At 70.2% G+C, this 20,227-nt stretch carries 15 protein-coding genes and 1 pseudogene; 13 read left to right on the top strand and 3 right to left on the bottom strand.

Annotated features, from left to right (window positions below; translation table 11 throughout):
* Both AWZ10_RS31000 and AWZ10_RS30995 read left to right on the top strand, forming a co-directional pair.
* On the top strand, window positions 1-1,594 hold a 1,594-nt coding region (locus tag AWZ10_RS31000; RefSeq protein WP_167366004.1), incomplete at its 5' end, for a helix-turn-helix transcriptional regulator.
* Between the two features lie 351 nt (window positions 1,595-1,945).
* Window positions 1,946-2,743, top strand: coding sequence for a S1 family serine peptidase (locus AWZ10_RS30995; protein WP_046709847.1), 798 nt, complete (start codon window positions 1,946-1,948; stop codon window positions 2,741-2,743).
* A 124-nt stretch (window positions 2,744-2,867) separates the two neighbouring features.
* Here the strand turns inward: AWZ10_RS30995 and AWZ10_RS30990 are convergent, their stop codons facing one another.
* On the bottom strand, window positions 2,868-4,091 hold the full coding sequence (locus AWZ10_RS30990) for a winged helix DNA-binding domain-containing protein (protein ID WP_060892620.1): 1,224 nt from the start codon (window positions 4,089-4,091) through the stop codon (window positions 2,868-2,870).
* A gap of 346 nt (window positions 4,092-4,437) precedes the next feature.
* Between AWZ10_RS30990 and AWZ10_RS30985 the strand changes: the two genes are divergently transcribed.
* Window positions 4,438-5,619, top strand: coding sequence for a magnesium and cobalt transport protein CorA (locus tag AWZ10_RS30985; protein ID WP_046705128.1), 1,182 nt, complete (start codon window positions 4,438-4,440; stop codon window positions 5,617-5,619).
* Window positions 5,620-6,057: 438 nt separating this feature from the next.
* On the opposite strand, the gene AWZ10_RS48355 is transcribed toward AWZ10_RS30985, so the two are convergent.
* Window positions 6,058-7,089 carry an RICIN domain-containing protein gene (locus tag AWZ10_RS48355; protein WP_159058399.1) on the bottom strand — a complete coding sequence of 344 codons (1,032 nt, stop codon included), beginning with the start codon at window positions 7,087-7,089 and terminating at the stop codon, window positions 6,058-6,060.
* A 1,326-nt stretch (window positions 7,090-8,415) separates the two neighbouring features.
* Between AWZ10_RS48355 and AWZ10_RS55850 the strand changes: the two are divergent.
* The 8 genes and pseudogenes from AWZ10_RS55850 to AWZ10_RS30945 form a co-directional block, all read left to right on the top strand.
* Window positions 8,416-8,565: pseudogene (locus AWZ10_RS55850) on the top strand (IS630 family transposase); the annotation flags it as partial.
* 232 nt (window positions 8,566-8,797) lie between these two features.
* Window positions 8,798-9,499, top strand: a complete 702-nt coding sequence (locus AWZ10_RS30975; protein ID WP_425264513.1) for an IS630 family transposase — start codon at window positions 8,798-8,800, stop codon at window positions 9,497-9,499.
* Window positions 9,500-9,771: 272 nt separating this feature from the next.
* Window positions 9,772-10,410, top strand: a complete 639-nt coding sequence (locus tag AWZ10_RS30970) for a (2Fe-2S)-binding protein (RefSeq protein ID WP_060892618.1) — start codon at window positions 9,772-9,774, stop codon at window positions 10,408-10,410.
* 11 nt (window positions 10,411-10,421) lie between these two features.
* A complete protein-coding gene (locus AWZ10_RS30965) occupies window positions 10,422-11,402 on the top strand; it encodes an FAD binding domain-containing protein (RefSeq protein WP_046705131.1) in 981 nt (326 codons plus the stop codon).
* Window positions 11,399-13,591, top strand: coding sequence for a xanthine dehydrogenase family protein molybdopterin-binding subunit (locus AWZ10_RS30960; protein WP_060892617.1), 2,193 nt, complete (start codon window positions 11,399-11,401; stop codon window positions 13,589-13,591). Before AWZ10_RS30965 ends, AWZ10_RS30960 begins: the two co-directional genes overlap by 4 nt.
* Window positions 13,592-13,739: 148 nt before the next feature.
* Window positions 13,740-14,906 carry an XdhC family protein gene (locus tag AWZ10_RS30955; protein ID WP_046705133.1) on the top strand — a complete coding sequence of 389 codons (1,167 nt, stop codon included), beginning with the start codon at window positions 13,740-13,742 and terminating at the stop codon, window positions 14,904-14,906.
* A complete protein-coding gene (gene moaA / locus AWZ10_RS30950) occupies window positions 14,900-15,889 on the top strand; it encodes a GTP 3',8-cyclase MoaA (RefSeq protein WP_046705134.1) in 990 nt (329 codons plus the stop codon). The genes AWZ10_RS30955 and moaA overlap by 7 nt, the downstream gene beginning before the upstream one ends.
* Window positions 15,890-16,049: 160 nt before the next feature.
* Window positions 16,050-17,300 (top strand): MFS transporter, encoded by a 1,251-nt coding sequence (locus AWZ10_RS30945; protein WP_060892616.1) that lies wholly within the window; start codon window positions 16,050-16,052, stop codon window positions 17,298-17,300.
* 107 nt (window positions 17,301-17,407) lie between these two features.
* Here AWZ10_RS30945 and AWZ10_RS30940 read toward each other — a convergent pair whose 3' ends face one another.
* Entirely contained in the window at window positions 17,408-18,289 is an 882-nt protein-coding gene (locus AWZ10_RS30940) for a helix-turn-helix domain-containing protein (RefSeq protein ID WP_079104500.1), read from the bottom strand.
* A gap of 170 nt (window positions 18,290-18,459) precedes the next feature.
* Between AWZ10_RS30940 and AWZ10_RS30935 the strand changes: the two genes are divergently transcribed.
* Window positions 18,460-19,476 carry a zinc-dependent alcohol dehydrogenase family protein gene (locus AWZ10_RS30935; protein WP_060892615.1) on the top strand — a complete coding sequence of 339 codons (1,017 nt, stop codon included), beginning with the start codon at window positions 18,460-18,462 and terminating at the stop codon, window positions 19,474-19,476.
* A gap of 77 nt (window positions 19,477-19,553) precedes the next feature.
* The gene (locus AWZ10_RS30930; RefSeq protein ID WP_060892614.1) at window positions 19,554-20,219 is read left to right on the top strand and encodes an SDR family NAD(P)-dependent oxidoreductase; all 666 of its coding nucleotides are present in this window, start codon (window positions 19,554-19,556) and stop codon (window positions 20,217-20,219) included.
* Window positions 20,220-20,227: the final 8 nt, after the last annotated feature.

Below are 20,227 nucleotides of genomic sequence, written 5' to 3'. Positions count from 1 at the left end.
CGACGAGCGGCGGTTGCAGGCCGCCGAGAACGCGCTGACCGCCGGGGAGACCGACCTCGGCCGGGACATCGCCCGTGACGTGCTGAGCCGGGCCGCCGACCCGGCCGAGCGGGTCCGGGCCTGGATGGTGGTGATCGACGCGGCCGGGCAGTCGCTCGCCGAGGTCGACGCCGTCTACCCGCAGGTCCTCGCCGACGCGGGCGACGACCCGCGGCTGCTCGGCCTGGTCCGCTACCAGCTGGCCTGGCGCGCCCTGGTCCTCGAAGGCGACTTCGCCCAGAGCCGGGAGGAGGCCGCGCGGGCGGCGGAGCTGGCGGCGCGGGCCGAGGACCGGCGCACCGAGCTGCTCGCGCTCGCCTTCCAGGCACAGGCCGAGATACTGATGGGCCACCCGGACGCCCCCATGACGATCAAGCGGGCCCTGAAGGAACCGCAGGACCCGCAGCTCGCCTGCCACCACAACGGGGCGGGCGCGACCCGCTTCCGCTGGCTGATGATGAGCGACCAGCTCGGTGAGGCCCGCGCGACGATCACCTCGCTGCTGCGTGAGGTGCGGCGGCGCGGCATGGTCGAGAGCGAGGTGCACTACGTGCGCTTCCTCGCCGAGACCGAACTGCGCTCCGGGCACTGCGGCCGGGCCCTCGACCTCGCCCGCGAGGGCTATGTCCTCGCCCGTGACGCCGGCATCGGCGAGGGCGCGTCCGCCATGCTCACCTCGCTCGCGGAAGCCGCCGGTGGTGACGTGGAGCGGGCCCGGGCGCTCGCCCGCGAGGCCGCCGACCGCGCCGAGCAGGACGGCGACCTGATGTACCTCTCCCGCGCCCTGGGCGCCCTGGGGCACGCCCAGCTGGTGACGGGGGACGCACCCGGCACGGTGCAGTCCCTGCGCCGGGTGAGGGAGTTGGAGGAAGGACTCGGCATCAACGACCCCGCGCGCGGCCGGTGGCACGGCGATCTCGCCGAAGCCCTGGTGCGGGTGGGCGAGTTGGCGGAGGCGCAGGACGTCGTCGACGTCACCCGGCAGCAGGCGCTGCGGCTCGGGCGGGAGAGCGTGCTCGCCGTCCTCGACCGGGCCGAGGCGCTGGTGCGGGCGGCGCGAGGTGAACAGGACGCCGCCGTACGGCAGTTGACGTCGGCGCAGGACCGGCTGGCGAAGCTGGGCTACGGCCTTGAGGAGGCGCGGGCCGCGTACGCCCTGGCGGGGCTGCGCACGCTCCCGCAGACTCTCGGTCTCGCCCGTCCGGGGACGACGCCCGTGTCCGGTCCGGGCTCGTACGACGAGGCGTCGCGGCTGTTCCGCCGCTGCCGTGCGCTGCCGTGGCTGCGTCAGGTGGAGGAGGCCTCGGTCACCCCGGCGCCCCCGCAGCAGCCCGCGATCGCTCCGTCGGCGCTGGACGCCCTCGCCGCGCTCGCGGCGACCGAACGCCAGGTCGCGGAGCTGGTCATGGAGGGTGCGACCAACCGGGAGATCGCCGGCCGGCTGTACATCAGCGTGAAGACGGTCGAGGCGACACTCACCCGCGTCTACCGGAAGCTGGGCATCCGGTCGCGTGTGGACATCGTGCGTCTGGCGGCGGGACACCGTACGAACTGACCTCCCCGGGACCGGCTGACGAGCCCCTCCCGGGACCTGGGCCCTGTCGTCACACTCCCGTCCGTCCTGCTTCGGCGGACCAAGTGCGCGCAGCGGCCTTGCGGCTCCAGCCTAGGCTCAAACCCCGGCCCGGGTCATCGAGGGTTTTCCCTCCCCAACTCGCCTAGGGGGATCCCCCCTTGGGAGAGGATCACTCCGGCTCCTATTTTTTGTGACGTGCCGCACGCCAGGGCACACAGACCGGCCCGCCGCCCCCGCTCGGCTCCCCCGAGCGGGGGCGGCACCGCAGGCTCTGTGCACCTAACCCCCACCCGCGCGTCCCCCACCGGCAACTCCCCCACAAGGAGAACCATGTTCGGGTTCAACCGCGTCAAGAAGTCGATGATCGCCGCCGCTGCCACCGCTGCCGCCGCCGCGGCCGCGCTGCTCACCGCCCCCGGCGCCGTCGCCGCTCCCCAGCCCATCGTGGGTGGTACGACCACCACCGCGAGCGCGTACCCGTACGTCATGCAGATCACGAACGCCTCGCAGAGCCAGTTCTGTGGTGGCACCCTCGTGTCCCCCACCAAGGTGATCACCGCCGCCCACTGCATGGTCGGCAGAACCACCTCCAACACCCGTGTCGTCGGTGGCCGTACCTACCGCAACGGCACGAACGGCACCGTCAGCACGCTCAGCAAGATCTGGATCCACCCGAGCTACAACAGCTCCACGATGACCAGCGACGTGGCCGTGCTGACGCTGGCGGTCGCGCAGCCGTACACCACGGCGTCCTACGTCAGCTCCTCGCAGACGAGCGTCTACGCGGCCGGCACCACCGCCCGCATCATCGGCTGGGGCACCACGTCCTCAGGCGGTTCCTCCTCCAACCAGCTGCGCACCGCGACCGTTCCGGTCGTGGCCGACTCGGTCTGCGGCAGCTCCAGCTCGTACGGCTCCGAGTTCGTCGCGAGCTCCATGGTCTGCGCCGGTTACTCATCCGGCGGCGTTGACACCTGCCAGGGCGACAGCGGCGGTCCCCTGATGATCGGGGGCGTCCTGGCAGGCATAGTTTCCTGGGGTTACGGCTGCGCCGACGCGCAGTACCCCGGCATCTACACCCGGCTGACCACCTTCTCCAACACGGTGGCCGCCCAGATCGCCTCGTAGCCGAGGCCGGGCGCGAGCCGACAGACTCCTGAGGTACTTCCTCAGGAACTGCCAGGGGGCGCCGCGAACCTGCCACGAGCGGTTCGCGGCGCCCCCTCTCCAATGTCCGGGTGCGTGCCGGGTGTCACGTGGCCACGGTGCCGAATCGGATGTCGTGCGCTCCACCCTCGTCGTGGGCGCCGCCCCCGTCCCCGTGCAGCGTGGTGAGCGTGCGCTCCGCCTCCGTCACCAGGTCGGCCCGCTGCCCCTGGGTGAGGCGGCCGAAGGGTTCGAGGGTGAGGACGTCGGCGTCGAGCTTCCACAGGCCGGCCAGGAAGCCGTCGACGAGGAAGGTGCGATGGGCCTGATTCCCTTGCCAGGAACGGCCCTTGAGGTCCGGCGGCACCACGCGGGAGCGGTCGGCGTGGGAGAGGAGCAGGTTGTCGAACTCGGGGAGCAGCCGGGGCGGGGCCGGGGTCTTCGGGTCGGGGCGGGGCGCGTCCGGCAGGTCGAAGAGTTCGGTGCCGCTGTCGTCGCGGAAGACGAGCAGCTCCGGGCGCAGCCGCTCGAACGCCTCGCGCAGGCGGGTCAGTCCGGCCCAGCTCTGCATGTCCTTGACGGAGGCGGGCCCGAAGGCGGCGAGATAGCGCCGGACGACGGTCTCGGGCGCCGGGGCGGGTTCGGCGGGGCGGCCGAGCCAGTGCTCGGCGGTGGTCAGGGCGACCTGCCCGCTCCTGCCCCACAGGCCGCGCGGGGTGACCTGGACGAGCGGCAGCCTGCAGCGCGCGGCGACACCGAGGGCGAACGGGTCGGCGTCGGGCCACTCCACGATCAACGCTTCACGCAACTGCTTCAGGGTGCGCGGTTCGGCCTCGACCAGTTCCCGCGCGATCACTTCGAGCCGGTCGAGATCGACCCCGGCCAGCCCCTTGCGGAACAGGTTCAGTTCCCGCTCCCGGGCCGGCTGCACCAACGGCCGCAGGCTGAGGCAGTCCTCCGCGGTGTGCGTGTGGATCGTGGACCGCATGGTGACGATGCGTACGACGTCCCGGTCGGCCATCAGCGCCGAGAGCTGCTCGGGCGCGAAGCCGTCCAGTCGGGCGGCGAGCGCGTAGTACGGCGGCCGTACGTTCTGCGCCTGGAGCCCGAGGAGGTGTGTGACGGCGTCGTGGACGGACATGGGCGGGGGCTGGGCCGCCGAACCGGTGGCTTTGGTGGAGGCGGCCTCGGTAGGGGCGGCCTCGGTAGGGGCGGCCTCGGCGGGTGCGGACACGGGCGCCCGGTGCAGGAGGAGTTGGCGGGCCAGGGTCGCGCGGTTGAGGGCGTGGGTGCCGAGCCGGGGAGCGGTCTGGTTCGCCTTGTTCGTCATGGTGCGCACGCTAGCGGGGATCGCGGACAGGTTCTGTCCGCGACAGTCCTGATGCGGTCCGCGTTCGAACCGCCGAGAGCGCCACGGCTCATCCCGTCCGCGATTCCCTGGCTCCCCACTCCCCGCCCGGCCCCACGTCCGGTCCGGCCGGGTACCCGGTTCCCCGCCACCCTGCCTGCTTCCCCGCCTCCTGCATCCTCACCTCCCCCACCTCCCCCACCTCACGTGCTTCTCCACCCCCTCCACCTCCCGCCCCCCCTCACCGACCCCCGCGGCGTTTGCCCCGTATATCCTGCTCGGTGATCACACAGTCGTACGTGTACGCGCAACGCGGGAGGCATCCACGATGGCCGATCGACGCGCCCGCCCGGCCGCGAAGAGCACCGGTCCAGCCTCGAAGGGCGGCCGGAAGGGCGGCTGGCGTCGCGCCCTGCCCCCTCCGTCGACACCACCCGCCGAGCCCACGGCACCGCACCCGGATCCGGCGGCGACCACGGCCGAGCGGGCGGCCAGCGTGGTGGAGGCGGCCCTGTACCAGGGCGGCGTACGCGTCGCCTCCCCCGCCACACTCGCGGACACCTTCCGCGAGCTGCGGGAGGCACCGGCCGGCATGGCGTGGATCGGGCTGGCCCGCCCGACCGAGGCCGAACTCCTCTCCCTGGCCGCCGAGTTCGACCTCCACCCGCTCGCCGTCGAGGATGCGATGGAGGCCCATCAACGCCCCAAGCTGGAGCGCTACGGCGACACCCTCTTCGTCGTCCTGCGCGCCGCCCGCTACCTCGACGCCTCCGAGGAGGTGGACTTCGGCGAGTTGCACGTCTTCGTGGGGCCGGACTTCGTCATCACGGTCCGGCACGGCGCGGCACCCGACCTGTCGGCCGTCCGCCGACGGATGGAGGAGACCCCGGAGCTGCTGAAGCTCGGCCCCGAGGCGGTCCTCTACGCCATCCTCGACGCGGTGGTCGACGGGTACGCGCCCGTCGTCGCCGGTGTGCAGAACGACGTCGACGAGATCGAGACGGAGGTCTTCCGCGGCGACCCGGAGGTCTCCCGCCGCATCTACGAACTCTCCCGCGAGATGGTCGAGTTCCAGCGCGCCACGCGCCCCCTCGTCGGCATGCTCCACGGCCTCATGGCCGGCTTCGCCAAGTACGAGACGGACGACGAACTCCAGCGCTACCTCCGCGACGTCGCCGACCACGTCACCCACACCAGCGAACGCGTCGACGGCTACCGCCAGGCCCTCACCGACATCCTCACCGTGAACGCCACCCTGGTCACCCAGCAACAGAACGCGGAGATGCGGGCGTTGGCGGAGGCGGGCTTCGAACAGAACGAGGAGATCAAGAAGATCTCGTCGTGGGCGGCGATCCTGTTTGCTCCCACACTGGTGGGAACGATTTACGGCATGAACTTCAAGCACATGCCCGAGTTGAGCTGGAGCTTCGGATACCCCTTTGCCATCGGCCTGATGGGGGTGGTTTGTGTCAGTTTGTACTTAATTTTCAGGCGGCGGGACTGGCTCTGACCACCTCTTGTCGAGCCCAGTTCTTCTGTGGTCTTTGCTCTCGCATCGGCCAACGATACGACCCCCAGGACGACACCGACCCGGCTCTTCTTCTGCCGGGGAGGCGGCAGGAGGTACGGCTGGGTCGTGGGAGACCGCTGCGGCGGGGGCGTGGACACGCCATGAAGCTACTGCACGCACCACTCGTCCAGCACGTGGTAGCCCCTCGACCGCCGCCTCTTCATCGGTGGTCCCGGCACCATTCACCCCCGCGTCGATCGCCGTCCGCGTCTCCGCGAGGATGTCCTGGGCGTAGGCGCCGTTGAAGCTGTTGCAGGTGCTGCGGGAGCAGGAACAACTGGATGTGCTGGTCCGTCCGGGCCGGGGCCAAGAGCCGACGCGTCATGGTGTCCGCCCCTGCCGGGGTCGCTGTGAGGCCGTGTTCGGTACCGGCGAGTCTCAAGTCGCGGACTGGAGTGTGGATGCTCCCGGGACCGGCTCGACCAGCCATCTCTGTTCCGCCTCTCCATTGCGGGGACTTGGTACCAGAACGGTGCCGGTGTCGGGCGAGGCGGGGGCGATCACGAGGTTTCTCTCGTCGCGGGTGAGGAGTTCTCCTTCGGGGCTCAGCTCGAAGCGGAGCCCGAACGAGACGTCGCCCGAGGAGTCGCAGTACTCCAGATCCAGCACTTCGTCGTCCCCGCCGGCGTCCAGGCACAGATCCGGTTCGGCGAGGTTGCGCAGAAGCCCGTCCTCGACGTAGGTCCACCGCTGCGTGCTGGCGGCTGAGCAGGCGGACAGGGTGGCCTCCGCGCCACGCTCGGGCTGCGCTCCCCGGACGTCCATGCACAGGTCCGCGGCCGCATTGCGCAGTCGGCCGCTCCCCGGGGGGACAGGGAGGGCGGTCGAGGTCGTGGGGGAGGAGGGTGACGGCGTGGGCGTAGGCCGCTGTGTCGCCGGAGCCGGTGCGGTGGTGTCGGACGAAGTGCCGGCCACGACGATTGCTGCCGCGACAGCGGCCGAACTCGCGGCGATCCCGGCGACGAAGATCTTCATGCCCTTGCGGGTGGAGCCAGGCCTTCCCTTCCTTGCCGGCTTCTGTGGCTTCTGCGGGGTGTCCGAGGGCCGGGCGTGGGCTCCCTCGGCGGTCGCGGCAACGGGCACTGTGCGCGAAGGGCGTGCCCGGCAAGCAGCCAGATAGGGGTGAGCGCGCTCGCCGAGCAGCGCTTCCGCCAGCAGTACGCCCGGTCTCGTGGCGCAGAGCCTGAGCTGTTCGGCGGTGTCCTGGCAGTAGGAGCACTGATCCAGATGCAGTTGCACCTCGGGCAGCGTCGTACCGGCACCGTGTGAGGGCGCGTCGAGGAGGCGGCTGTAGTCCCGGCACTCTCTTCCCGCTGCATTCTCGACATGCGTGCGCAGGAGCGCCGAACGCCATTGCTCCCGGGCCCGGTCCAACTCGAAGGGCGGTATGTCTCCTTCGATTCCGAGCAAGGCTGCAGGAACGGCCGATGATTCGGCTTCCACGTCCAGATGCCACAGAACGTACTGCGTGGTCCTCGGGAGCCGCAGAAAAGCGACCTGGCTCAGGTGCCGATTCTCGGCGACCGAATGGGGTGGGGGCCTGCCGCTGTCGGCGGCCCCGGCCTGGTCGTACGACAGCCCCGAAATGTTGCCGGTCTGTGAGCGCGCACGCGCGGTGTCCCGTACGGCGACGAGCAGGCGAGGGCGCAGGGCATCAGTGGACCCGGCTCTTTGGAGGCCTTGCACCACATGGCGGAACGCCGCAGCGGCGAGCGCTCGCGCAATGACGGATGAACCGGAGGCGCAGATCTCCGCATATTCGGAGACTGAAGGGCCGTGTCGCGCGATCAACGCCGCGACTGGCGTTGTGCCCTCGATGGTCCGGGACATCCTCAGCGCGGCGACGAGGGCGTCGTCGGACATTCCTGGAGCGGTCTCGGGGTCGGGAGCCGGGCTTGCGGGAAACGGGTGAGCGAAAGACACAGGGGCTTTCCTTCTCCCAGGGCGCGCTGGGCAGCCTCATCCCGGGCCGATGCGGGAACTAGCAGCAGCGCGGACCTGGTGTGGCCGTGCGGAGAGGGAGGGGTGGAGGTGGTGACCGCCCGGGCGATGCCGCGCGACCGCCTTGTGGGGGAGCGGGCAACGCCACGACCCGTGTGAGCCGGTACGCCGGATACGGATTGTTCCAAGCGTGAACCACCCTGTCATACAGGCCAGATGTCCAACAAGGGATGCCAGGACGAAAGAGAAAAGGATCGGCTCTCGCAATCAGAACGGTCGTTGGACTAGGCGCGACGGGACTGCTCACCATTCGGATTCGGGCGGTCAATACACGACTTTCGCGTTCACCGCACACCCGATCGAGGCTGGGCGTTGACGCCTCGATCGGCACCGTGGACGGGCCGGTTGGTTCAACGACCAGCGCCTCCACGCCGCGACCGGCGAAACCCGCCCCACGAGCACGTGGTCAGCCACCACGCTCTTCAGCAGCCCTGACCATCGGCTGGAGCCAACGGCATGGAGCCTGCACCGATCCCGGAGCGGGACAGTGCCGTGCGGTGGTGGGTGGTGGTGCCGAACAGGGCGCCCATGACCACCACGACCGAAATTTCTGTGTGCTCTCAGGCGCATGTACGAGAACTCGGCCAAGGTTCACACGCCGACACCGCGGCCGACGTCCGTGAATCCAGGCAACTCAACCACGTGATTATCGGTGGTTCGCACCGGCCATGACACCTCCTTCGCTCCTCTGCTATTGATCCGAAACGGTGAGCATTCTGGGTCGTTGAACGCTGCGTGAGTGAACTGGTGTTTGACGCACGGCAGTTGTCGCCGTCGGCGCAGGAAGCGTTGCGGCTGCGGGCGGTGGCCGCGCTGGTGGAGGGCCGGGACCGCGAGGACGTCGCGGCGGTGTTCAAGGTCTCGCTCAAGGCGGTGGACGGCTGGTGGGCGAAGTGGCAGGCCGGTGGGCGAGAGGCGCTGAGGGCGCGTCCGCGTGGGCGGCGCGTGGGTGAGCATCAGGTGCTGTCCGGGGCCGAGCAGGCGGCGGTGCGGCAGGCGATTTTGGATCACTTGCCGTGTGACCTGGGTCTTCGTGGCCAGCTGTGGACGCGTGGCCAGGTGGGTGAGCTGATCGCGAAGCTGTATCGGGTGCGGATGGGGTGCGGATGGGGTGCGGATGACCGAGCCCGGGGTGGGCAAGTACCTGCGGCGCCGGGGACTGTCGTTCCAGCGGCCCGACAAGCGCGCGGTCGAGCAGAACCCGGAGGCGGTGCGGACCTGGCTGGAGGTGACATGGCCGGCGATCCGGGCGACGGCGAAGGCCGAGAACGGTGAGGTGCTGTTCGCCGACCAGGTCGGCATCCGTTCCGATCAGGTCACCGGTCGCACCTGGGGCGAGAAGGGCCGTACCCCCGTCGTGCGCCGCACCGGCAACCGGTTCTCCGTGAATGCGATGTCCGCGATCAGCACGAAGGGCCGGATGCACTTCATGGTGTTCACCGAGACCTTCGACGCGAAGGTCATGTGCCGCTTCCTCGACCGGCTCATCGGCTACTTCGACCGCAAGATCCACCTCGTGGTGGACGGTCACTCCGCACACCGCTCCCGCGCGGTCCGCACATGGCCGGCCGACCACGCCGACAGGATCGAGCTGCACTTCCTGCCCTCGTACTCACCCGATCTGAACCCCGACGAACTCGTCAACGCCGACCTCAAACGAAGCCTGCCCATGAGCAGCAGGGCCCGCAACCAGGCCCAACTCGCAGCCGAGACCCGCAGGTTCTTCCACCGCCGCCAGCGCCAGCCCCACACCGTCCGCGGCTACTTCGGCGGCCCCCACGTCCGCTACCCCCTCGAAGAGAACCCTTTGAGTCTCTGATCAACAGGGACGACGACTTGCCGCACCTTCGACGGCCCGCCTCCTTCATTCAGCGCTTACTTGCGGACGGAAAGACCAAGGGGTGACCAAGGAAAAGCAAGGGGGGATAAAACCCTCCCTGCCATGAGTGACGCCTGTGGTGCAAGACTTCCGGCGTGACCAGCCGCCCTGCCAAGGCGCAGGGTCGCCCTTTCCTCGCGGCGGTGTTGATCCCACGCCTGCTGCCCCGCTGTTGTTCACGTCTGTCCCGTCCGTGATGCGAAGGCGTACGTATGTCTGCTGACCTCTCTGAATCCGCAGTTCCACCCTCGACCGAATCGGGTGAGTCCCCCTCGGGGCCCAGTCGGCGTACCGTCATCGCCACCGGTGTCGTGGTGAGCGGTGCCGTGGTGGCCGGAGGGACGCTCCTCGCCGGCTCAAAGGAAGCCACCGCAGCGGAACCGGCGCCCTCCAGCCGGGTCTCCCTGACGGTCAACGGCACTCGCCGCACGGTGACGGTGGACAACCGCACCTCGCTCCTTGACCTGCTGCGCGAGCACCTCGACCTGACCGGCTCCAAGAAGGGCTGCAACGCCGGGGCCTGCGGGGCGTGCACGGTGCTGGTCGACGGACAGCGGGTCAACTCCTGCCTGACGCTGGCCGTTCGGCTGGAGGGCGCCGAGGTCACCACGATCGAGGGCCTGGCCAAGAGCGACGAACTGCACCCGTTGCAGCAGGCGTTCATCGACGAGGACGCCTTCCAGTGCGGGTTCTGCACTCCGGGCCAGATCATGTCCGGCGTCGGCTGCATCCAGGAGGGCCACACCAACTCCCCGGAAGAGATCCGGGAGTACATGAGCGGCAACGTCTGCCGCTGTGGCTGCTACGTCAAGATCGTGCGCGCGGTCGAGCAGACCGCCGCCCGCAAGTAAGGAGCGGCCCCGTGTATCCCTTCGCCTACACCCGCGCGAACAGCGTCCGGGAAGCCCTGGACGCCGGCAGACGCGGCGGCCGCTACATCGCCGGCGGCACCACGCTGGTCGACCTGATGCGCGAGAACGTCGAGACCCCCGACACGATGGTCGACATCAGCGCCCTGCCCCTGCGTGAGATCACCGCCACCAAGGGCGGCGGCATCCGCATCGGCGCCCTGTCCCCGATGGCCGTGGTGACCGCCGACGTCAAGCTGAACTCCCTCTACCCGGTGGCCGCCCAGGCACTGCGAGGCGCCTCGGCCCAGCTGCGCAACATGGCCACCATCGGCGGCAACATCATGCAGCGCACCCGCTGCACGTACTTCCGCGATGTGACCGCCGACTGCAACAAGCGCGAGCCCGGCTCCGGCTGCGCCGCCTTGCAGGGCTACAACCGCGGCCACGCGATCCTCGGCGGCTCCGATCACTGCGTGGCCGTCCACGCCTCCGACTTCGCCGTGGCCCTCACCGCCCTGGAGGCGACGGTCCACCTGCAGGCCCCGGACGGCAAGGAGCGCAGCCTCCCCTTCGCCGACTTCCTGCTCCGGCCCGGCAGCACCCCGCAGCACGAACAGAACATCCGGCGGGGCGAGTTGATCACGGCGGTCGAGATCCCGGCGTATCCGCGCCCGCTCAAGTCGGCCTACCTGAAGATCCGCGACCGGCAGTCCTACTCGTTCGGGCTCGCCTCGGCGGCCGTCGCGCTGCATGTACGCGGAGGCGTGATCCGCGAGGCGAAGGTCGCCGCCGGCGGCGTGGCCACGGTGCCGTGGAAGCTGTCCGCCGTCGAGCGGGCCCTGATCGGCGAGCGCCCCTCGGACCGGCTGTGGGCCGAGGCCGCCAGTCACGCGGCCGACGGCGCCCGCCCCCTTGAGCACAACCGGTTCAAGATCGAGCTCCTGAAGCGAACCGTCGAACGCCAGCTGCGCACTGTAGGAGAAATGGAATGAGCTCCCAGCCGCAGGCAGCCGTAGGTGCGCCGCTGTCCCGCGTGGACGGCCGGCTCAAGGTCACCGGCAAGGCGGAGTACGCCGCCGAACATGACATCAAGGGTGCCGTGCACGCCGTCATCGTCGACGCGAGCATCGGACGTGGCCGCATCAGGTCCATCGACACACGCGACGCCGAGAAACACGCGGGCGTGCTGCGGGTGATCCACCACGGCAACGCCCCGAAACTGCCGTACCGCGACAACGCCGGCTCCAACAACCCGGCCGGACGCAGACTTCGGGTCTTCCAGGACGACAGGGTTCTCTTCCACGGCCAGCCCGTCGCCGTGGTGGTGGCCGCCACCCTGGAGGCCGCGCAGCACGGCGCGAGCCTGGTCAAGGTCCGCTACGACGCCGAAAAGCCCTCGACCGACATCACCAAGGCCAAGCCGGGCGAGCCGACGCCCTACGCGCGCGGGGACGCGGAAGCAGGGCTGCGCTCCTCCGCCGTACGGCTGGACCTGAAGTACGAACTGGCGCGCAACCACCACAACCCGATGGAGCCGCACGCCACCGTCGCCCGCTGGGAGGGCAACCGGCTGACGGTGTGGGACAAGACGCAGTGGGTGATGGGCACGCACGACGAGATCGCCGCGGTCTTCGACCTCCCGGCGGACGCGGTGCGGGTCATCAACCCGTTCGTCGGCGGCGGCTTCGGCAGTGGACTGCGCTGCTGGCCGCACACGATCGTCGCCGCGCTGGCCGCGCGGGTGACGCGGCGCCCGGTGAAGCTGGTGCTGTCGCGCAAGCAGATGTACTTCGGCACCGGATTCCGGCCGGCCTACGAGTACCGGCTGCGCCTCGGCAGCACCCGGCGCGGCCGGCTGAACGCCGCGATCCACGACATCGACCACGAGACCTCGTCGTACGAGACGTTCTCCGAGGCCGTTCTGGGCACGGGCCAGATGATGTACAGCATGCCCAACGTCCGCCAGGCGTACCGGCAGGTGCCGTTGGACGTGAACACCCCGATCTGGATGCGCGGGCCCGGCTTCGCCCCCGCGTCGTTCGTGATCGAGTCGGCCATGGACGAGCTCGCCGACGAGCTCGGCATCGACCCGATCGAGCTGCGCCGGCGCAACGAACCGGCCGAGGACGAGTCGACCGACGAGCCGTTCTCCACCCGGCGACTGAGCGAGTGCTATACGGTCGGCGCCCGCGAGTTCGGCTGGGACCGCCGCAACCCCGAGCCGCGCTCCACGCGGGACGGGAACCTGCTGATCGGCCTGGGCATGGCCGCCGGGGCCTACGACTGCGGGCGATTTCCGGCACAGGCCAGGGCGCGGCTGGACGCCGACGGCACAGCGGTCGTGGAGGCGGCTACCACCGACATGGGGCCGGGCACGTACACGTCCCAGACCCAAGTCGCCGCGGACGCCCTCGGGTTGACCATGCGCACGGTCACGTTCCGGCTGGGTGACTCGGAGTATCCGTTCACCTCGCCACACGGCGGTTCGGCGACCATGGCCAGTGTGGGCTCGGCCGTCGTCGACGCCTGCGACAAGGTGCGGCAACAGGCGATCAAGCTGGCCGTGGAGGACCGGGAGTCACCCCTGTACGGGGTGAACGCGGACGACGTGGTCGTGCGCAACGGCCGACTGCACGTGCGGAACGACACGGCGCGCGGTGAGACCTACCAGAGCCTGCTGGCCCGCAACGACCGCTCCCGTCTGGAGGCGAACGGTTCTTACGAGGGACCTGGCTCCGAGCGGTCCGCCTACTTCGCCTACAGCGCGACCTTCGCCGAGGTCTCGGTGGACGCGGACCTGGGCCTGGTGCGGGTGCGGAGAATGCTCGGCGTGTACGACGCGGGGCGGATCATCAGCCCCAAGCTCGCCGAGAGCCAGGCGTTCGGCGGCATCGTGGGCGGCATCGGCCAGGCACTGTTGGAGCACACGGTCACCGACCACCGCGACGGGCGGATCGTGAACTCCAGTCTCGCCGACTACCTCGTACCCGTGAACGCCGACGTCCCCGAGATCAGGTCGATCTACCTGGAGGGCGAGGACAACGCCGGCAACCTGCTGGGCGTCAAGGGACTCGGCGAGGTCGTCCAGGTCGGTGTGGCGGCCGCGATCGGCAACGCGGTCTTCAACGCCACCGGCCGACGGATCCGCCAACTGCCCATCACCGCGGAGGCGTTGCTCTGACGACACCGCTTCCATGCACGGTCCGGCAGCCGAACTCCCCGTACGGCTGCCGGACCTCCCCGGGCCGCCGCCGCGCATGCGCCCCCGTGGACGCGGCGGCGGCCCGACCCACCATCTGCGACAGCGACCGTCTGTGCTGGAGACCCCCATGCTGAACATCGCGGACACACTGCACCGCTGGTGCCGCGAGGAACGCCCCTTCGCCCTGGCCACGGTCGTCGACGTCACCGGCAGCGCACCCTTGCCCATCGGTACGTCGGTGGCGGTGGACGAGGACGGCAACGCCATCGGCAGCATCTCCGGCGGCTGTGTCGAAGGCGCGGTGTACGAGCTCTGCCGCCAGGTCCTCCAGCACCGAGACATCCCCCAGCGTGCATGGTTCGGCTACTCCGACGACGACGCCTTCGCAGTGGGCCTGACCTGCGGCGGCGAACTCGACGTACTCGTACAGCATCTCGACCCGGCCGCCCAGCCGCATCTCGGCGCGGCGCTCGCCGAGGCGGCCGAGGGCCGGCCCGCTGCCGTCGCCCAAGTCGTGGACGGGCCCCAGGGATTGCTCGGCACCACTTTGAGCGTCCTCGGCGACGGTTGGATCGCCGACCGCGCGCTCGGTGAGGGGGCTACCGGCCGGGCGGTAGCGGACCGGGCCACCGCGCAACTGCGCACCGGACGCACCGCTCTCCTCGCGCTCGGCGGAGACACCGACACCTGCCCCGAGAAGCTCACCGTCCTCGTCCACGCGGCCGCCACCCGCCCCCGCATGCTCATCTTCGGCGCCATCGACTTCGCCGCCGCCCTCGCCCAGGCCGGTTGCTTCCTCGGCTATCACGTCACCGTGTGCGACGCCCGCCCCGTCTTCGCCACCGAAGCCCGATTCCCGCACGCCGACGAGGTCGTCGTCGACTGGCCCCACCGCTACCTGGCCCGGACAGCCGTGGACGACCGTACCGCCGTCTGCGTGCTCACCCACGACGCCAAGTTCGACATCCCCCTGCTCCAGCTCGCCCTCGACCTGCCCGTCGGCTACGTCGGAGCCATGGGCTCCCGGCGGACCCACGACGCACGTCTCGACCGCCTGCGCGAAGTCGGCGCCACTGAGGAGCAGTTGGCCCGGCTGCGCTCCCCGATCGGCCTCGACCTCGGCGCCCGCACCCCCGAGGAGACGGCCATCTCCATCACCGCCGAGATCATCGCCCACGCCGGCGGAGCGAGTGGCCTGCCTCTGGTCCGGGTCAGCGGCCCGATCCACCGCGTTTCCGGGGCGGTGCCAAAGACAGCGCCGCACGGGGCAGGAATGGTCTCAGGCACGTGCTGATCGACACCTACGGCCGACAGGCCACGGACCTGAGGGTCTCGCTGACCGACCGGTGCAATCTGCGCTGTACGTACTGCATGCCCGAGGAGGGCCTGCAGTGGCTGGCCAAGCCCGATCTGCTCTCGGACGACGAGATCGTCCGCCTGATCGACATCGCGGTCACCTCGCTGGGCATCGAGGAGGTCCGCTTCACGGGCGGCGAGCCGCTGCTGCGCCCTGGCCTGGTGGGCATGGTGGAGCGGGTGGCGGCCCTGGAGCCCCGCCCTCAGATGTCGCTGACGACCAACGGCATCGGCCTCAAGCGCACCGCGACCGCGCTGAAGGCGGCGGGCCTGGACCGGGTCAACGTCTCCCTGGACACCCTGCGCCCGGACGTCTTCAAGACCCTCACCCGCCGGGACCGCCACAAGGACGTCATCGAGGGCCTGTACGCGGCCCGTGAGGTGGGCCTGACCCCGGTGAAGGTCAACTCGGTCCTGATGCCGGGCCTGAACGACGACGAGGCCCCCGACCTGCTGGCCTGGGCGGTCGAGCACGACTACGAGCTGCGCTTCATCGAGCAGATGCCCCTGGACGCCCAGCACGGCTGGAAGCGCGACGGCATGATCACCGCAGGCGACATCCTCACCTCCCTGCGCACCCGCTTCGACCTGACGGAAGAGGGCTCCGAAAAGCGCGGCTCGGCCCCGGCGGAACGCTGGCTGGTGGACGGCGGCCCGCACGTGGTCGGCGTCATCGCCTCGGTCACCCGCCCCTTCTGCTCAGCCTGCGACCGCACCCGCCTCACCGCCGACGGCCAGGTCCGCACCTGCCTGTTCGCAACGGAGGAGACCGACCTGCGCGCGGCCCTGCGCTCGGGAGCCCCGGACGAGGAGATGGCCCGCATCTGGAAGGTGGCGATGGGGGGCAAGAAGGCGGGCGCGGGCCTGGACGACCCGACGTTCGTCCAGCCGGACCGCCCGATGTCCGCAATCGGCGGCTAGGGGGAACCGGGAGTCGTTCGCCGGCGGAGATCACTTTGCCGCTCCGCCACAAAGCAGAGAGAAATTCCTCCCCCTCACAGAACGCCCGTGCGGTGCGATGCTCAACGGCGTCCCCACCCTGCAGCGGTCGCACGTCGCCCTGAAAGGAGAACGCCACCGAATGACACCCCCGAGTGACGGCCGACCCCGCAAGCTGCCCTTCGTCGTATTCGTGCTGTCTGCCGGAACATTCCTCATGGGCACCACCGAATTCGTCATCGCGGGCCTGCTCCCCGATATCGCCGATGATCTGAATGTCTCCCTGCCTCAGGCAGGTCTGCTCATCACGGCATTCGCGGCAGGCATGATCGTCGGCGCACCGGCGATGGCTGTCGCGACGCTGCACCTGCCCCGGCGCTCCACGCTGGTCCTCGCGCTCGCCGTCTTCGCCCTCGGCCACCTGGTCGCCGCGCTCAGTTCGTCCTTCGCTCTCGTGCTCGCGGCCCGCGTGGTGACTGCACTGGCCACCGGGACCTTCTGGTGCGTCGGCGCGATCGTGGCCACGACCGCGGCAGGGCCGGCAGCGACGTCACGCACCCTGGGCATGCTTCTGGGAGGTCTGACCGTGGCCACCGTCGCCGGCGTACCGCTGGGCGCGTGGCTGGGGCAGCTGTCGGGCTGGCGCGGACCGTTCTGGGTGCTGGCCGCGCTGTCAGCCGGCGCAGCCGCGGTCATCGGACGGTACATCCCTGCCGACGAGCGACGCGAAGCGCCTTCCGTCCGAGCCGAGTTCGCCGCGCTGCGGGATGTTCGGGTCTGGCTGACGCTGAGTTCCATGACGCTGCTGATGGGCGGTGTCCTGGCGACGTACACCTACATCTCGCCCCTGCTCACCGAACGGGCCGACATCTCCGCTGGGGCCGTGCCCATGGTCCTGACCGGCTACGGCCTGGGCGCCCTGCTGGGCACCACGGTCGGCGGGCGCCTGGGCGACCGTCGCCCCCTTGTCACGCTCCTCACGGCCGCCGCCACGACCACGCTGGTCCTGCTGTTGTTGACCCTTCTCTCCACCAGCCCTGTGGCTGCCGTCGTCCTGGTGACACTGATGGGGATGGCCGGCTTCGCCGCAAACCCGGCGCTCGGCGCACTGGCCCTGCGCTTCGCCGGTTCCGCACCCACCCTCGTCTCCGGCCTCAGCGGCGCGGCACCCAACGTGGGCATCGCCATCGGTTCCTGGGCGGCGGGCACCGCCCTGACCTCGCCGCTGGAACAAGCAGGGCCCCCGCTGGTCGGCACGGTGGCGGCCGCTTTCACCCTCGTACCGCTCACCGCACTCGCGCTGATGCGCGCCACCCGCTCCGAGACGCTCCCGCCTCAGCCCGGAGCAGCCGCAGACCAGTCGATCGGGTGCGGCGCTCAGGACATTGCCTGACGCGGCGCTCGGCTCGTCCCACCGGCGAGCAGCCGGTCACGCTCGCCGACCGACAGAGCGTGAGGTACGACCCGGCGGAGCCACCGTCAGTGTGGGCGCGGCACCGGTCAGCGGAGCGACGAAGAGGGCGCCATGTTCTGGTCGGCGGCCCAGGAGGCGAGGATGCGCAGCCGCTCGTGGGTGGGAGAACCGGGGGCGGCGGTCCAGACGGTCAGGTGCTGGTCGGGATCGGTGTTGGCCGTGAGGGTGTCCCAGTCCAGGACGAGTTCTCCGACGACCGGGTGGTTCAGGGTCTTGGTGCCCACGGTGCGGGCGGCGACCTTGTGGTCGCCCCACCACTGGGCGAACTGCTGGTCGCGTGTGGACAGTTCACCGACCAGTGCGATGAGACGGGGGTCCTCGGGATACTGAGCCGCCTCCATCCGTACCTGTGACACGGCGATGCGTGCCGAGCTCTCCCAGTCGGCGTACAGGCTGCGCATCGCCGGATCGGTGAAGATGAGCCGCGGGTAGTTGCGGTGCCTCTCCGGAATGCGGGAGAAGTCGGTGACCAGGGCTGCCGCCAGCGCGTTCCACGCCAGAATGTCCCCGCGCCGGCCCTGCACGATGGCCGGGGTGGCGGTGAGGTCGTCCAGCACGCGTTGCAGCTGGGGCTGCACCTTCTGCCTGCCGTGGCGCCGGGTGCGGATGGTGGTCCTGCCCGCGAGCTGGAAGAGATAGCCCCGCTCGTCGTCGTCCAGGTGAAGGACGCGGGCGATGGTGTCCAGCACGGGAGCCGACGCCTGCATACGGCCCTGCTCCAGCCGCGTGTAGTAGTCCGTGCTGATGGAGGCGAGCTGGGCGACCTCCTCACGGCGCAGCCCTGCCACCCGTCGGGGACCGCCTGTCTCCGGCAACCCGACCGCGCGCGGGCTCAGCTCTGAGCGGCGCTTCTTGAGGAATTCTCCCAGTTCATTCAGGGTGGCATCGCTGGTCATGCTTCCCAGCATGACATCGATCGCACCTGGGGAAAGGGGGAGAATTTCCTCCCTGGATGTTCTCTCCCCGGATAGATTCCTCCGCTTTTCACACCCGCCGTCGCGTGTGAGGTTCGATCGTGAGCAGCCATTCCCGACGTTGGCTGCGGCTCACGAACCTCGTATCGAAGGAAGATCCACTCATGCGTGGTGCAGTCATTCATGCCCCCGGCGACGTGCGCTTCGAGACCCTGGACGACCCGAAGATCAACCGGCCGACCGACGCGATCATCCGGACGGTCGCCACCTGCGTGTGCGGCTCGGACCTGTGGCCCTACCGCGGCGCTGAATCGGTGGACGAGCCTCGTCCGATGGGTCACGAGTACGTCGGCATCGTCGAGGAGGTCGGCAGCGAGGTCACCAACGTCGAGCCCGGCCAGTTCGTGGTCGGCTCCTTCGCCACCTCGGACAACACCTGTGCGAACTGCCAGAGGGGCTGGCAGTCCAGCTGCCTCAACCGGGAGTTCATGAGCACGTGCCAAGCAGACTATGTGCGCATACCCAACGCCCACGGCACCCTCGTGGCCACCGACGAGCACCCGTCCGGCGAGCTGGTGCCCAGCCTGCTCGCCGTCTCTGACGTGATGGGCACCGGTTGGTACGCCGCCCTCGCGGCCGAGGTGAAGCCCGGCTCCACCGCGGTGGTCGTCGGCGACGGCGCGGTCGGCCTGTGCGGTGTCATCGCCGCCAGGGAACTGGGCGCCGAGCGGATCGTCGCGATGAGCCGTCACGAGTCCCGGCAGAAGCTCGCCCTGGAATTCGGCGCCACCGACATCGTCAGCGAGCGGGGCGAGGAAGGCGTTGCCCGCGTCAAGGACCTCACTGGCGGTATCGGCGCCGACTCCGTGCTGGAGTGTGTCGGCACCCCCGAGTCCATGCGGCAGGCCCTGCACTCGGCCCGGCCCGGCGGCAACGTCGGCTTCGTAGGCGTCCCCCACGACGTGGCGATCGACGGCCAGGAGCTGTTCTTCTCCCAGGTCGGCCTGCGCGGCGGCCCCGCCCCCGTGCGCCGCTACCTGCCCGATCTCATCGACCACGTCCTGTCGGGCCGGATCAACCCGGGCAAGGTCTTCGACCTCACCCTGCCTCTGGACCAGGTCGCCGAGGGCTACCAGGCGATGGACGAACGTCGCGCCATCAAGACCCTTCTGAAGCCCTGACCGCAAACCGTCCCGCTCTCGGGGCCGCGCGTCCGAAACCCGGCCCCGACACGGCCCATCTCCACCAAGGACTCACCGTGACCACCTTCGCCCTCATCGGCGCCGGCCCCGGCCTCGGGCTCGCGACCGCCCGCCGCTTCGGCGCCGCCGGCCATTCCGTCGCCCTCGTCGCCCGTGACACTCAGCGCCTGAACGGCCTGACGGCCGAGCTGGCCCGCGACGACATCGAGGCCCGCGGCTTCGCCGCCGACGTCCTCGACATCGAGTCCCTGACCGCGGCCCTGTACGCGGCCGGTACCTCGCTGGGGACCATCGAGATCCTCCAGTACAGCCCCGTGCCCCGCGCCGACTTCATGAAGCCGGTCCTCGACACGAGCGCCGACGACCTCGACGCCCCCCTCACCTTCTCCGTCCGGGGCCCCGTCACCGCAGTGAACGCCGTCCTGCCCGGCATGGGCGAACTCGGCCGCGGCACCCTGCTGTTCGTCAACGGCTCCAGCGCCGTACGCCCCAACCCGAACGTCGCCGGCACCTCGGTCGCCTTCGCCGCCGAAAGCGCCTATGCCCACATGCTCCACGACACCCTCGCCGCGCAGAACATCCACGTCGCCCAGCTGATCGTGCCGGGCGCCATCCGGCCCGACGCCGAACACAGCAGCCCCGACGCTCTGGCCCGGCGCCTGTACGACATCCACCTCGAGCGCGACGGCTTCCGCCACTACTCCGAGCCCCTTCCCGACTGAGCCACCGG

Origin of the sequence: Streptomyces europaeiscabiei, assembly GCF_001550375.1 — a bacterium.
GTDB classification, from domain to species: Bacteria; Actinomycetota; Actinomycetes; order Streptomycetales; family Streptomycetaceae; genus Streptomyces; species Streptomyces europaeiscabiei.
The sequence above is the reverse complement of the archived record's forward strand: the minus strand, read 5'-3'. Positions and strand labels throughout refer to the sequence as shown.